A 13,024-nucleotide genomic window follows, 5' to 3' on the forward strand; every position below is an offset into this window, starting at 1 on the left:
CATGGTACGCGGCGCGAGGCCCCCTCCCGGCGTGTGCGCGGTCACCCTCCCCCGCCGTGGTCAGGCCAGCAGGTCGTCCAGGGCCGCGGGCTCCGGGGTGGCCGCCAGCTCGCAGCGGGCGCCGACCACCTGTTCCTGCCCGGGCGGCTCGACGGCCAGCCGGTCGGTGCGCTCGTCCACCCGGACCTCGATGCCCGCGGACACCGCCAGCTCGGGGTCCAGCCGGGCCAGCACGTCGCCGCAGGTGCCGGTGAGCTCGGCGCGGACGTCGTCGTCGAACCGCTCTCCCGGTGCCGGTCGCCGCCCCTCGGGCAGGGCCAGGTCCACGTACTGCTGCGCGGCGGCCTCGCCCAGGGTGCAGGTGGTGGGCGCGCCCACCGGGGACGTGCACGACTGCAGGCTGGGCGGCAGCGGCTGGTCGGCCGACACGGCCCGCACGTCGACCCCGCCGTCGATGGTCCGCCCGGTCGGCGCCAGGTACACGCAGGCCACCCAGCGCTCACCGGCGTCCCACTGCTCGCGGGTGGGCAGGCGCACGGCCGGGCGCAGCGCCCAGCTGCGCGCGAAGCCCGCACCCATCGCCAGGGCATGGGCCTCGACGGCGTCGAACTGGGCGCGGCAGCCGGGGGTGGCGCGGCTGCGCAGCTCGGCCTCGTCGTTGGCCGTCCGCCGGTCCTCCAGGGTCCACAGCCCCTGACCGCTGCTGTCGAAGGCCAGGTCGGCCGGGGCGAACCCGTCCGCGCCGACCACCACACCGCCGTGGGCCGCGCCGCAGTCCGCCGGGTCGCCGACCCCGGCGCCGTTGAGGTACCCCACCAGGTCGGTCACCGGGGCCAGGCAGTCGCCGACGACGGGCACCTCGGACCCGACCGGGGCCACCAGCGGCGCGACGGCGTCGAGGCCGGCCGGTGCCGCGCCGACCAGTCCCCGACCGGCGGGGGCGTCCAGACCGGGGACCTGGACGTCGGCCCCGGAGGCGGCGGACCCCGTCGACCCGGTGGCCCGCTCGTCGGCGGGCGCCTCGGGGTCGGTGCAGGCCGACACCAGCGCCAGGGCCAGCAGCACGGCCAGCAGCGGCAGGGCGCGGTGCGCGGAGCGGGTCGTCAGCACTGTTCTCCTCGGACTCGGAGCGCCACTCTGCCCGATCGGACCCCGTCCGGCCGGGCGATCAGCGGTCGGCCACAGCGTGGGAGATCCCGGCGGCCACCGCGGTGACCGTGCCGACGGCCAGCCAAGCCGGCCAGCCGACCCCGATGGCCAGCACGTGGGCGAGCACGAACGCGACGAGGTAGACCACCGCGAGCCCGGCCGTGACGGCCCAGCCGCGCCGGCGCCGCCACAGCCACCCGGCAGCCACGCCGCCGGCGACGAACACTGCACCGCCGAGCGCCCGCACGCCGGTGCCCTGCGCGATGGCGAACCCGGCGGCCAGGCCGACCGCGACCGGGAGGGCACTGGGTAGGTCACGGGTCAGCGAGGAACGGGTGGGCGTGCTGGTCGACATGGTGCCCAGTGTCCCCGATCAGCCGCGCTGGGCGGCCTGGACGGCGGCCGTGAGGCCGGCGGCGGTGCGGTCGGTGAGCGTCGTGCCGTCGACGAGGATGGTGGGCGTCGAGGTCACGCCGTCCTTCGACGCCTGCTCGGTGGCCCCCTTCACCCACTCGCCGTAGACCAGGTCCGTGATGTCGGTGCCGACGTCCTCACCGGTCGCGCCGGCCTGCTGCGCGAAGGCGACCAGCTGGTCGTCGGTGAGGCCGGCGCCGTCCCGCTCGTCGGGCTGGTTCGCGTAGAGCAGGTCGTGGAAGGTCTCGTAGGCCTCCGGGCCGGCGGTGGAGGCGACGACGGCGGCCGCGTTCAGCGCGCGGGTCGAGTAGTCGTCGTTCTGCGCCGAGTCCAGGAACGCCATGCCGTGGTGGACGATCTTCACCGTGCCGGCGGTCGCCAGCTGCTCGAGGGTCGGCCCGGCGGCGTCCTCGAACTGCTTGCAGACCGGGCACTGGAAGTCCTCGTAGAGGTCGACCGTGACCGGGGCGTCGGCCTGGCCGACGGTGAACGTGTAGCCGTTGCCGCCCGCGGACGTGTTCCCCGGCCGCGCAGCGTCGGCGGCCACCGAGGACCGCGAGGTCTGGACGACGATCGTGACCACCACGGCGATGACCACCAGCACGGCGCCGACCGCGCCGCCGATGCGCACGCGGGTGCGTCGCCGCTCGGCGGCCTGCGCGGCGGCCTCGGCGGCCCGCTTGGCGGCGATGCGCTGCCGGGCGGCTTCCTTCTTGCCTGCACTGCGGGACGTGCTCATGGGGTCGCGGTCTCCAGACGGGTGGCGAGGGCGAGACGGGAGTGCGGCCAGCGGGCCAGGGCGAGCGCGACCAGCAGCATCGCGGTGTCCCGGGCGACCTCGGCCGGGTAGGCGGTGTCGGCGGCGTCGACCTGGCCGCCGCCGCCGAAGCAGCCGCAGTCGATCTGCAGCCCGCGCGCCCAGGCCGAGACGATGCCGACGAGGAAGACCACCAGCAGCGCCGCGGTGGCGAGCGCCGCCGTCCGCACGAACAGCCCGGCCAGCAGCGCGAGGCCGACGGCGATCTCGACCACCGGCAGCCCGAAGGCGACCGGCCCGACCAGCCCCTCGGGGAGCAGCTGGTAGGCGCGCACCGCACGGGCGGCAGCGGCCGGGTCGGGGAGCTTCAGCGCCCCGGCGACGACGAGGACGCCGCCCAGCAGCAGCCGGGCGGCCAGCGCCAGCCAGGGGCGCGCGACATCGATCCGCACGACCCCACAGTCGTCGCCCGACCCCCAGGAGTTCCTGGGGGCAGCCTCAGAGATCGCTGGCGAACGCCCGCACGCGGGCTGCGAACCGCTCGGGCTCGCGCAGGTGCGGGTGGTGGCCGAGGTCGGCGCCGGTCCCGTCGGTCCAGTGCTCGACGACGGCGGTGGGGATGCGGGCCGTCAGCCAGGCCGCGTAGTCCGGGCCCGGGTCCAGCCCGTGCAGGGAGAGCACGGGCACGCGGACGGCGGCCGCGGTGCGCTCGACGAACGCCTCCAGGTCGCCGGGCGACCAGTCCAGCAGCGGCGTCCAGATACCGGTGACCACGTCCTGCCGGGGACGGCGGCGCGCGGCCAGCGCGGCGGCCTCGTCGCCGGGGGTGCTGCCCTGCATCGAGGCGAACATGGCCGCCATGAACCCCTCGAACTCGGGCGTGGAGCCGCGCAGCAGCGGCGCGGCCTGCTGCACGCCCGCCTGCAGCCCGCCCAGCGCAAGCGGCTGGTCGACGTCGACGACGCCGCGCACGGGGTGCCGGGCAGCCAGCACGACGGCGAGCAGCCCGCCGAGGGAGTGGCCGACGACGAGCGGTGGCTCGTCGGTGCCCACCGCGGCGGCGACGTCGTCGGCCATGTCCTCGAGGTCGTAGCCCTCGGCGCGCGGGGAATCACCGTGCCCGCGCAGGTCGACCTGCACGACGGAGGCCCACGGGGTGAGCAGCGGGACGACCGGGGCCCAGAAGGTGCGGTCCTCGGTGATCCCGTGAAGCAGAACGAGGCGGGGGCCCGAGCCCTGGACGGCGGTGGCGAGCTCCACGGTCATGCGCGCATGGTGCCGGACGCGCGAGAGCCCCGGTACCCATCGGGGTGCCGGGGCTCTCGTCAGCTGCGTCAGGCGGTGCGGAGCACGGCCTCGATCTCGAGCTCGACGGAGATCTTGTCGCCGACGACGACGCCGCCGCCGTCCATGGGCATGTCGATGTCGACGCCGTACTCCTTGCGGGAGATCTCGGTCTTGCCGGAGAAGCCGGCGCGCGTGCCGCCGTAGGCGTCGGGGCCGAAGCCGTTGAGCTCGAGCTTCAGCTCGGTGGGCTTGGTGATGCCCTTGATGGTCAGGTCGCCCTCGACCACCCAGTCGTCGCCCTTGGCCTTGACGCCGGTGGAGCGGAAGGTCATGACGGTGTGGTTGCCGGTGTCGAAGAAGTCGGCCGACTTGATGTGGGCGTCGCGCTGCTCCTGGCGGGTGTCGATCGAGTCCATGTCGATCGTGGCCTCGACGGTGGAGGCGGTGGGGTCCTCGGCGGTCACGACGACGCCCTCGAACTTCGTGAAGTAGCCGCGCACCTTGCTGACCATCATGTGACGGACCGAGAAGCCCACGGTCGAGTGGCTGGCGTCGATGTCCCAGGTGCCGGCGAGGTAGCCGGGGATCTGCGTGCTGGTCATGGTGGTCTCCAAGTCGTTGAGCGTTTGACTGCTTCGCCGGACCGTAGCGTAGTTGAAGGCTTGAGCATTCCGCTAGTACCCTTCGGAGCATGTCCGCAGAGGTGTCGGCTCCGTCACAGCCGCGTTGGCTCAGCCCCGACGAGCAGCGCGCCTGGCGCGCCTGGCTGTACAGCACCCTGCTGCTGCAGGAGCGGCTCGACCGCGACCTCACCCGCAGCACCGGGATCTCCCATGCCTACTACGAGATCCTGGTGCAGCTCTCCGAGGCCCCTGACCGGGCGCTGCGCATGAGCGACCTCGCCGACCGCTGCCTGTCCTCGCGCAGCCGGCTCTCCCACGCCGTGTCGCGGCTGCAGGAGCGCGGCTGGGTCGCCCGACGCACGTGCGAGACCGACGGCCGCGGCCAGCTCGCGGTGCTCACCGACGAGGGGTTCGGGGCCCTCGAGCAGGCCGCACCGGTGCACGTCGAGAGCGTGCGCAGCCACCTGTTCGACCAGCTGTCGGCCGAGCAGGTGGCCGCCCTCGAGGACGTCGGCCGCACCCTGCTCGCGCACCTCGACCCGCCGGCGGCTCAGCCGAAGTAGCGGTCCGGCGTGATCGGCAGGTCGCGCACCCGGCGGCCGGTGGCGTGCCAGTAGGCGTTGCCGATCGCCGCGGCCGCGCCGACGATGCCGATCTCGCCGATGCCCTTGGCGCCCAGCGGGTTGTGCGCCTCGTCGACCTCGTCGAGCCAGTGGATGTCCATCGCACCGACGTCGGCGTGCGCAGCCACGTGGTACTCGGCCAGGTCGTGGTTGGCGAAGTGGCCGCGGCCGGCGTCGAGCACCGTCTGCTCGTGCAGCGCCATCGACAGCCCCATGGTCATGCCGCCCAGGAACTGCGACCGGGCGGTCACCGGGTTGATGATCCGGCCGGCGGCGAACACCCCGGTCATCCGCGGCACCCGCACCTCGCCGGAGTCGCGGTCGACGCGCACCTCGGCGAAGTGCGCCCCGAAGGCGTGGCTGGACAGCTGCTCGGCCTCCTCGCCGGGGCCGCTGGACCCCGTGACGGTCAGCCCGCCCGGCGGCACCTCGCGGTCGCGGAGCTCGTCGGCCGCGGCCAGGATCGCCGGACCCCACGAGGTGATCCCGGTGGAACCGCCGGCCCCCGAGGCCTTCGGCAGCCGACTGTCGGCGATGCGCAGGTCGACCTGGTCCAGCGGCACGCGCAGGGCGTCGGCGGCGATCTGGGTGAGCGCCGTGCGCGCCCCGGTGCCGATGTCGCTGGCGTCGATGCTCACCACGTACGGCTGCCCGGGCACGGCCTGGATCCGGGCCTCGGACGGACGACGCCGGGTCGGGTAGGTCGCCGCGGCCACACCGGTGCCCACCAGCCACCGGCCGTCCTCGCGCACGCCGGGCCGCGGGTCGCGGCCGGCCCAGCCGAAGCGCTGCGCGCCCTCGGTCAGGCAGGCCACCAGGTTGCGGGTGCTCCACGGCACGTCGCGCTCGGGGTCACGGGCGGGCTCGTTGCGCAGCCGCAGCTCGACCGGGTCGATGCCCAGCTCGACCGCGAGCTCGTCGACCGCCGACTCCAGCGCGTACATGCCCGGGGTCTCCCCCGGCGCCCGCATGATCGTCGGCGGCGGCACGTCGAGGCGGGCCAGCCGGTGCGTGGTGCGCCGGGCGGGGGCGGCGTACATGAGCCGGGTGGCCGTGGCGGTCTGCTCGGCGAACTCGGCGTTCTGCGAGGTGTGCTCGACGACCTCGTGGCTGATCGCGGTGAGCGTGCCGTCGGGCTGCGCGCCCAGCCGCAGCCGCTGGATGGTCGGCGTGCGGTGCCCGACCAGGGTGAACATCTGCTGCCGGGTCAGCTCGACCTTCACGGTGCGACCGGTGACCTTCGCCGCCATGCCGGCGATCAGCTGGTGGACGTGCGTGAACGCCTTGGACCCGAACGCCCCGCCGACGTGCGGCGAGGTGATGTGCAGCTGGTCGGCCGTGATGCCGAACGCCTCGGTGATGACCGGCACGAGGTTGTGCGGGCCCTGGTTGGCGTCCCACATGCGCAGGACGTCGCCGTCCCACCGGGCGACGGTCGCGTGCATCTCGATCGGGTTGTTGTGCTGCACCGGGGTCGTGTAGGTGACGTCGACCGACACGGGTGCGGCGGCCAGCGCGGTGTCGACGTCCCCGATCACGGAGTCGGTCTCGAACCCGGCCATGAGCTGCTCGGGGGCGTAGAGGTCGGTGCGGTCGGCGGTCAGGACGACGTCCGGGGCGCCGGACTCGTAGGTGACCTGCACCCGGGCGGCGGCGTCGCGCGCGACCTCCGAGGTCTCGGCGACGACGGCGGCCACCGGCTCGCCGACGTACTGCACCTGCGGGCCCTGCAGCACCCGCAGCTCCTCGACGACGTCGCCGAGTCGGGGCGCGTCCTCGTGGGTGAGCACCGCGAGCACCCCGGGGACGGCGGTGGCCGCCGCGCTGTCGATCGCGGTGATCCGGCCGCGGGCCACGGTCGACTGCACGAGCGCGACGAACACCGCCTGGGCGCCGAGCTCGTGCTCGTAGGCGTAGGGCGCCCGGCCGCGCACCTTGTCCGGCCCCTCGAGGCGGCGGACGTCGCTGCCGACGGCCCGCTCAGTGGTGGCGGTCATGAGCGAGCCTCCGTGGAGATCTGGAGCAGGGTGCGCGTGATCATGTTCGTCGCCATCGGGACCTTGAAGGCGTTGTCGGCCAGCGGCCGGGCGGCAGCCAGCTCGGCCTCGGCGGCGGCCGCGAAGGCCTCCTCGGTCGCCGGGCCGCCGCGCAGGGCGTCCTCGGCGACGGTCGCCCGCCACGGCGCGTGCGCCATCCCGCCGAGCGCGATGCGCACGTCGCGCACGCATCCGCCGTCGAGGTCCATCGCCGCGGCGACGCTGACCAGGGCGAAGGCGTAGGAGGCCCGGTCGCGCACCTTGCGGTAGCGCGAACGGGTGGCCCACGGCAGCGCCGGGACGTCGATGGCGGTGATCAGCTCGCCGTGGGCCAGAGTGGTGTCCCGGGACGGGTCGTCGCCGGGCAGCCGGTGCAGCTCGGCCATCGGCACGGACCGCTCGCCGCCGGCACCCAGCACCCGTACCTGGGCGTCCAGGGCGCGCAGCGCGACCGCGAGGTCGGAGGGGTGCGTGGCGATGCAGGTGTGCGCCGACTCCGGGCCCTCGTCGGTGGCACCCAGCACGGCCAGGTTGCGGTGCAGCCCGGTGACGGCGCCGCAGCCCGAGCCCGGCGCCCGCTTGTTGCACGGCATCGTGGTGTCGGTGAAGTAGGTGCAGCGGGTGCGCTGCAGCAGGTTGCCGCCGGTGGTCGCCCGGTTGCGCAGCTGCCCCGACGCCCCGGCCAGCAGTGCCTGGGCCAGCAGCGGGTACCGCTCGCGCACCCGGCGCTCGGCGGCGAGGTCGGCGTTGGGCACCGCGGCGCCGATGCGCAGCCCGCCGTCGGGGAGGTCCTCGACCTCGGTGGAGGTCAGCGTGCGGACGTCGACCAGGACGTCGGGGGTGGCCACGCCCAGCCGCATGAGGTCGACCAGGTTCGTGCCCCCGCCCAGGTAGGCACCCTCGGGCTCCCCGGCCAGCAGGGCCACGGCCCCCGCGGGGTCGGTGGCCTTCTCGTAGCGGAACTCCCTCACGCGCGCACTCCCTGCTCGACGGCGACCTCGGCGATGGCCGGCACGATGTTCGCGTACGCCGCGCACCGGCACAGGTTGCCGCTCATCCGCTCGCGGATCTCGGCGTCGGTCAGCTCGGTGCGCTCGGCCACGAGGTCCTCGGTGACCGCGCTCGGCCAGCCCTGCGCCACCTCCGCCAGCACCCCGGCGGCGGAGGCGATCTGCCCGGGCGTGCAGTAGCCGCACTGGTAGGCGTCGTGGTCGACGAAGGTCTCGTGCAGCCGGTGCGGGCCCTCCCCCGCCAGCCCGTCCGACGTCGTCACCTGCGCCCCGTCGGCGGTCACCGCGAGCACCAGGCAGCTGTTGACCCGGCGGCCGTCCAGCAGCACGGTGCAGGCACCGCACTGGCCGTGGTCGCAGCCCTTCTTCGCACTCGTCACCCCCAGCCGTTCGCGGAGCGCATCGAGCAGGGAGGTGCGGGTGTCGACGGTGGACGCCCGCCCGGCGCCGTCCACCTCGAGGGTGATCTCTCGGTCCACGGGTCCTGCGGTGCCCCGTCCGGGGGGTCGACGAAACGGCCTCAGGCCAGGTCGCCCGGTGGCTGCGGCCAGCCGAACCCGACGCCGTCCAGGGGCGCGGCGAACCGGGCGGGCCGCTTCTCCAGGAACGAGGCCACGCCCTCGGCGGCGTCGGCGCCCGACCCGAGCTCGACCAGCGCACGGGACTCGGCCCGGTGGGCGTCCCACGGGCTGGACGCCGACAGCATCGACCACAGCAGCTGGCGACTGGTGGCCACCGAGACGCCGGAGGTGTTGTCGGCGATCTCGTGGGCCAGCCCGTAGGCGGTGTCGAGCAGCTCGGCGTCGGGGACGACGCGGGAGACCAGCCGGCCGCGCAGCGCCTCGGCAGCGTCGAACACCCGCCCCGTCGCCACCCACTCCATCGCCTGGCTGATCCCCACGACCCGGGGCAGGAACCAGCTCGAGGCGGCCTCGGGCACGATGCCGCGGCGGGCGAACACGTAGCCGAAGCGCGCGGACTCCGCGGCGATGCGGATGTCCATCGGCAGGATCATCGTGGCCCCGATGCCCACCGCCACCCCGTTGACCGCGGCGATGACCGGCTTGCGCAGCGCCGCGAACGGCAGTGCGCCGATGCCGCCCCAGTCGCGGGCCACGCCGTCGATGGTGCCGGCGCTGTCGGCCTGCGCGCTGCGGTCGAACGTGCCCGCCCGCTGCAGGTCGGCACCCACGCAGAAGTCCCGGCCCGCGCCGGTCACCACGACCACCCGGACGGCGTCGTCCGCGTCGGCGACCGCGGCCACCTCGGCCAGTTCGCGGGCCATGACCGGGGTGTAGGCGTTGCGCCGGTCGGGCCGGTCGAGGGTCAGCGTGCCGACCCCGCCGTCGACGGCCCAGGACACCTGCTCCCACTGCCGGCTCACGACAGCGCCCCGGCGAGCACGAGGCCGGCGACGACGTCGTGGTGCTCTGCGGCGTCGCCCAGCAGGAGCCGGTCGACCTTGGCCCGGCGCCAGTACAGGTGGGCGTCGTGCTCCCAGGTGAAGCCGGTGCCGCCGTGCACCTGGATGCAGGTCTCGGCGGCCCGCTCGAGCACCTCGGCCGCGAACGCGGTCGCCGAGGCGGCCGCCAGGGGCAGCTCGTCGGGGGCGGTGTCGGCGGCCCACGCGGCCCACCACACCAGCGAGCGCAGCTGCTCGACCCCGACCCAGGCGTCGACCAGCGAGTGCTTGACCGCCTGGTACGAGCCGATGGCGCGGCCGAAGGCGTGCCGCTCCTTCGCGTAGGCCACGCCGAGCTCGACCGCCCGCCCTGCGGTTCCGAGGTCCTCGGCAGCCAGCGCGACGAGCGCGACGTCGCGGGCCCGCGCCCACAGCTGCTGCGCGTCGGGGACCAGCACCCGGGTGCCGGTCAGCGTGACGACCCCCAGGCCCCGGGTGGCGTCCATCGGCCTGCCGGTCGTGACGTCCCCGCCGCCGACCACGAGGTCGCCGTCGACGAGGGCCAGGAAGGTGTCGGCGCCGACGGCGTCCAGCGCCGGGTGCTCGCCGTCCACCACGCAGAACGATCGCGACCCGTCGGCCAGCGCCGCGGCGAGCTCCGGCTGGTCGGCCAGCAGGACGGCGGCCCGCGCCGCGGTGACCAGCGACGGGCCGGCCAGCACCGCGCCGGCCTGCTCGGCGACGACCGCGAGGTCGAGCACCGACCCGCCCGCACCACCGGCCGCCTCGGGCACGGTGATGCCCAGGAAGCCGATGTCGGCCAGCGCCTGCCGGCCGGGGGCGAGCGGGCCGCCCTCGAGCGCCGCGCGGGCCTGCGCCGGGGACGAAAGGCCTGCGAAGAACTGCCGCGCGCCCGCCGCCGCGTCGAGCTGGTCCTGGTCGAGGTCGAAGTTCACCGAGCGCTCCCGAAGGCGTTGAAGGGGCGGTGCTTGTCCTCGCGGGGCTCCGGGGGCAGGCCGAGCACGCGCTCGCCGATGATGTTGCGCAGCACCTCGTCGGTGCCGCCGGCGATGGCGATGCCCGGCAGCCAGGCCTGGTTGCGCTGCCAGCGGCCGGCGTCGTCGTCCCCCGGTCCGGCGGCGAAGACGGCGTCGTCGCCCAGCAGCCGCACCCCGGCGTCGGCGACAAGCTTCGCAGCGGCCGTGCCGGCGAGCTTGCCCGCGCTGGCCTCGGGACCGGGCAACCCGCCCTGGCTGATCGCGGTGAGCCGCCGGTAGCCGGTGTAGCGGTTGGCCAGCGCCGCCACCGCCGCCCGGCCCACCGCCTGGCGGGCCAGCACCTGCCGGTCGGCGGGCAGGCCCGGCAGCTTCGCGGTGGCCAGCCGGGCCAGGGACTCGACCGACAGGCCCAGGTCGTTGCCCCCGCCGCCGACGGCCACCCGCTCGTTGAGCAGCGTGGTCAGCGCGACCCGCCAGCCCTCGCCGGGCTCGCCCAGCCGCTCGGAGTCGGGGATGCGGACGTCGTCGAAGAACACCTCGTTGAAGTCCGACTGCCCGCCCATCTGCCGCAGCGGCCGCACCGTCACCCCGGGGGCGTGCATGTCGACCACGAACATCGTCAGGCCGGCGTGCTTGGGGCGGCCGGGATCGGTACGGGTCAGCAGGATGCCGAAGTCGGCGACGTGGGCCAGCGTCGTCCAGACCTTCTGGCCGTTGACCACCCAGTCGTCGCCGTGGCGGACGGCGGTGGTGCGCAGCGCGGCGAGGTCCGACCCGCTGGCCGGCTCGCTGAACAGCTGGCACCAGACGTCGTCGGCGCGCAGCAGGCGGGCCAGGTACCGCTCGTGCTGCTCGGGTGTGCCGTGCGCGATGACGGTCGGCCCGCACATGCCGATGCCGATGTGGTTGATCAGGCTGGGCACCCGGGCGCGGGCCAGCTCCTGGCCGACGATCGCCTGCTGGGCCAGGCTGCCGCCCTGACCACCGTGCTCGGCGGCCCACGCCACCCCGACCAGCCCGGCCTCGGCCAGCACGCGCTGGGTGCGGCGCAGCGCCTGCTCCTGCTCGCGGGGGTCGGCGGCCTCCTCGCCGGCGTCCAGGTGCACCAGCTCGTCGGCGTGCTCGGCCAGCGCCTGCCGGACGCGGGCCCGGTAGGCGGCCTCGTCGGGTGTGTCGTCGAAGTCCACGGGGGTGGCACCTCATCCTCGTCGTCGAGTGGGGCTGCCCCGCATCCTCCGGTCGGGTGCACGAACGGTCAACCCTGACTGTCCGGTCGGTACGATGACCCGATGGAGACCCGCAGCCGCAGCGAACGGAGCGCCGACAGCCGCGCCCTGATCCTCGACGCCGCCGTCGCCTGCCTGGTGTCCGACGGCTACGCCGGAGCCTCCACGCTCGCCGTCCAGGCCCGGGCCGGGGTGTCCCGCGGGCGACTGCTGCACCACTTCCCCTCGCGCGAGGAGCTGCTGGTCGCGGCCACCTCGCACCTGGCCGAGGCCATGCTCGCCGAGGCCGCCGACCACGCCGTCGAGGTCGGCGCCGGCATCAGCGACGAGGCCGAGCGGGTCGACCGGTGCGTCGAGCTGATCTGGGCCACGTTCTTCGAGCCGCCGTTCTGGGCGGCGATGGAGCTGTGGAACGCCGCCCGCACCGACGAGGCGCTGCGCGCGGCCCTGCGGCCCCAGGAGCGCCGTCTGCGGGTGGCGATCAGGGCGGTGGCCGACCGCATCTGGGGGCCCACCGTCACGGGCCACCCGCGCTACCCGGTCATCTCCGAGCTGCTGTTCACCTCGATGCGCGGCGTGGCGATGGCCTACGCCTTCGAGGACCGCCCCCCGGCCACCGACCCCCACGTCGTGCTGTGGCAGTCGATGGCCCGGGAGCTGCTGGTCTGATCAGCGCGGCGCCATGCGGATGGCGCCGTCGAGGCGGATGACCTCGCCGTTGAGCATCGGGTTGGCCACGATGTGGGCCACCAGCTGGCCGTACTCGTCGGGCTCGCCCAGGCGGGCGGGGTGCGGCACCTGGGCGCCGAGGGAGGCCTTGGCCTCCTCGGGCAGCCCGGCCAGCAACGGGGTGTTGAACAGACCCGGCGCGATGGTGACCACGCGGATCGCCTCGCCGGCCAGGTCGCGGGCGATCGGCAGGGTCATGCCGACGATGCCGCCCTTGGACGCCGAGTAGGCCGCCTGCCCGATCTGGCCGTCGAACGCCGCCACGGAGGCGGTGTTCACGATGACCCCGCGCTCCTCGCCCTGCAGGTCGGCCGAGAGCATGCGCTGCGCGGCCAGCCGGATGACGTTGAAGGTGCCGACCAGGTTGACCTGGATGACCTTCTGGAACGCGTCGAGGGGGAAGGCGCCCTTCTTGCCCGCGGTCTTGATGCCGTTGCCGATGCCGGCGCAGTTGACCGCGACCCGCAGGGTGCCGAGCTCGGCGGCCAGGTCGAGAGCGGCGGTGACCTGCTCCTCGCTGGTGACGTCGCCGGCGGCGAAGTGCGCACCGATCTCGGCGGCCACGGTCTCCCCCGCCGAGCTGGGCAGGTCGAGCAGCACGACCTGGGCGCCGGCCTCGCGCAGGCAGCGGGCGGTGGCCAACCCGAGGCCGGAGGCACCCCCGGTGACGACGGCTACGGCATCGGTGACGTCCATGGATCTCCTTCAGGCGGGCTCGGGCAGAGCGTGGCAGTCAGGGTTGACCGTAACGGATCGGCCGGGCGAGCATG

15 protein-coding genes are annotated in these 13,024 nt (G+C 74.9%); 2 read left to right on the forward strand and 13 right to left on the reverse strand.

Features of this window, described 5'->3' with window-relative positions; all coding sequences use genetic code 11:
• Window positions 1-60: 60 nt before the first annotated feature.
• The 6 genes from BLP29_RS00480 to BLP29_RS00505 form a co-directional block, all read right to left on the reverse strand.
• Window positions 61-1,110 (reverse strand): hypothetical protein, encoded by a 1,050-nt coding sequence (locus BLP29_RS00480; protein ID WP_092798816.1) that lies wholly within the window; start codon window positions 1,108-1,110, stop codon window positions 61-63.
• A gap of 58 nt (window positions 1,111-1,168) precedes the next feature.
• Window positions 1,169-1,504: a hypothetical protein gene (locus BLP29_RS00485; protein ID WP_092798817.1), complete on the reverse strand. Its 336-nt coding sequence runs from the start codon at window positions 1,502-1,504 to the stop codon at window positions 1,169-1,171.
• 18 nt (window positions 1,505-1,522) lie between these two features.
• Entirely contained in the window at window positions 1,523-2,302 is a 780-nt protein-coding gene (locus BLP29_RS00490; RefSeq protein WP_092798818.1) for a DsbA family protein, read from the reverse strand.
• Window positions 2,299-2,772: a MauE/DoxX family redox-associated membrane protein gene (locus BLP29_RS00495; RefSeq protein ID WP_243469591.1), complete on the reverse strand. Its 474-nt coding sequence runs from the start codon at window positions 2,770-2,772 to the stop codon at window positions 2,299-2,301. The genes BLP29_RS00490 and BLP29_RS00495 overlap by 4 nt, the downstream gene beginning before the upstream one ends.
• Before the next feature lie 46 nt (window positions 2,773-2,818).
• Window positions 2,819-3,586, reverse strand: a complete 768-nt coding sequence (locus BLP29_RS00500) for an alpha/beta fold hydrolase (RefSeq protein ID WP_092798819.1) — start codon at window positions 3,584-3,586, stop codon at window positions 2,819-2,821.
• 68 nt (window positions 3,587-3,654) lie between these two features.
• Window positions 3,655-4,209, reverse strand: a complete 555-nt coding sequence (locus tag BLP29_RS00505; RefSeq protein WP_092798820.1) for a YceI family protein — start codon at window positions 4,207-4,209, stop codon at window positions 3,655-3,657.
• 89 nt (window positions 4,210-4,298) lie between these two features.
• Between BLP29_RS00505 and BLP29_RS00510 the strand changes: the two genes are divergently transcribed.
• A complete protein-coding gene (locus tag BLP29_RS00510) occupies window positions 4,299-4,793 on the forward strand; it encodes a MarR family winged helix-turn-helix transcriptional regulator (protein WP_092798822.1) in 495 nt (164 codons plus the stop codon).
• Here BLP29_RS00510 and BLP29_RS00515 read toward each other — a convergent pair.
• Genes BLP29_RS00515 through BLP29_RS00540 form a run of 6 tightly spaced genes read right to left on the reverse strand, consistent with a single transcriptional unit; the run spans window position 4,781 to window position 11,486 of the window.
• Window positions 4,781-6,850 (reverse strand): xanthine dehydrogenase family protein molybdopterin-binding subunit, encoded by a 2,070-nt coding sequence (locus BLP29_RS00515; RefSeq protein ID WP_092798824.1) that lies wholly within the window; start codon window positions 6,848-6,850, stop codon window positions 4,781-4,783. The genes BLP29_RS00510 and BLP29_RS00515 overlap by 13 nt on opposite strands.
• The gene (locus tag BLP29_RS00520; RefSeq protein WP_092798826.1) at window positions 6,847-7,860 is read right to left on the reverse strand and encodes an FAD binding domain-containing protein; all 1,014 of its coding nucleotides are present in this window, start codon (window positions 7,858-7,860) and stop codon (window positions 6,847-6,849) included. Before BLP29_RS00520 ends, BLP29_RS00515 begins: the two co-directional genes overlap by 4 nt.
• Window positions 7,857-8,378 carry a 2Fe-2S iron-sulfur cluster-binding protein gene (locus tag BLP29_RS00525; protein WP_092798828.1) on the reverse strand — a complete coding sequence of 174 codons (522 nt, stop codon included), beginning with the start codon at window positions 8,376-8,378 and terminating at the stop codon, window positions 7,857-7,859. Before BLP29_RS00525 ends, BLP29_RS00520 begins: the two co-directional genes overlap by 4 nt.
• A gap of 41 nt (window positions 8,379-8,419) precedes the next feature.
• Window positions 8,420-9,283 carry an enoyl-CoA hydratase-related protein gene (locus tag BLP29_RS00530; protein WP_092798830.1) on the reverse strand — a complete coding sequence of 288 codons (864 nt, stop codon included), beginning with the start codon at window positions 9,281-9,283 and terminating at the stop codon, window positions 8,420-8,422.
• Window positions 9,280-10,257 carry an acyl-CoA dehydrogenase family protein gene (locus BLP29_RS00535; RefSeq protein WP_092798832.1) on the reverse strand — a complete coding sequence of 326 codons (978 nt, stop codon included), beginning with the start codon at window positions 10,255-10,257 and terminating at the stop codon, window positions 9,280-9,282. Before BLP29_RS00535 ends, BLP29_RS00530 begins: the two co-directional genes overlap by 4 nt.
• A complete protein-coding gene (locus tag BLP29_RS00540; protein ID WP_092798834.1) occupies window positions 10,254-11,486 on the reverse strand; it encodes an acyl-CoA dehydrogenase family protein in 1,233 nt (410 codons plus the stop codon). Before BLP29_RS00540 ends, BLP29_RS00535 begins: the two co-directional genes overlap by 4 nt.
• Before the next feature lie 102 nt (window positions 11,487-11,588).
• On the opposite strand from BLP29_RS00540, the gene BLP29_RS00545 reads away from it, so the two are divergent.
• Window positions 11,589-12,194, forward strand: a complete 606-nt coding sequence (locus tag BLP29_RS00545; RefSeq protein WP_092798836.1) for a TetR/AcrR family transcriptional regulator — start codon at window positions 11,589-11,591, stop codon at window positions 12,192-12,194.
• On the opposite strand, the gene BLP29_RS00550 is transcribed toward BLP29_RS00545, so the two are convergent.
• Entirely contained in the window at window positions 12,195-12,950 is a 756-nt protein-coding gene (locus tag BLP29_RS00550) for a 3-hydroxyacyl-CoA dehydrogenase (protein WP_092798838.1), read from the reverse strand.
• Window positions 12,951-13,024 lie beyond the last annotated feature (74 nt).

Origin of the sequence: Klenkia marina, assembly GCF_900101025.1 — a bacterium.
GTDB classification, from domain to species: domain Bacteria; phylum Actinomycetota; class Actinomycetes; order Mycobacteriales; family Geodermatophilaceae; genus Klenkia; species Klenkia marina.

Bases quoted from the DNA above. Each gene is read 5' to 3' on its own strand.
- BLP29_RS00485 (WP_092798817.1), bottom strand. From the start codon at position 1,504: ATGTCGACCAGCACGCCCACCCGTTCCTCGCTGACCCGTGACCTACCC.
- BLP29_RS00490 (WP_092798818.1), bottom strand. From the start codon at position 2,302: ATGAGCACGTCCCGCAGTGCAGGCAAGAAGGAAGCCGCCCGGCAGCGC.
- BLP29_RS00500 (WP_092798819.1), bottom strand. From the start codon at position 3,586: ATGACCGTGGAGCTCGCCACCGCCGTCCAGGGCTCGGGCCCCCGCCTC.
- BLP29_RS00505 (WP_092798820.1), bottom strand. From the start codon at position 4,209: ATGACCAGCACGCAGATCCCCGGCTACCTCGCCGGCACCTGGGACATC.
- BLP29_RS00510 (WP_092798822.1), top strand. From the start codon at position 4,299: ATGTCCGCAGAGGTGTCGGCTCCGTCACAGCCGCGTTGGCTCAGCCCC.
- BLP29_RS00515 (WP_092798824.1), bottom strand. From the start codon at position 6,850: ATGACCGCCACCACTGAGCGGGCCGTCGGCAGCGACGTCCGCCGCCTC.
- BLP29_RS00545 (WP_092798836.1), top strand. From the start codon at position 11,589: ATGGAGACCCGCAGCCGCAGCGAACGGAGCGCCGACAGCCGCGCCCTG.
- BLP29_RS00550 (WP_092798838.1), bottom strand. From the start codon at position 12,950: ATGGACGTCACCGATGCCGTAGCCGTCGTCACCGGGGGTGCCTCCGGC.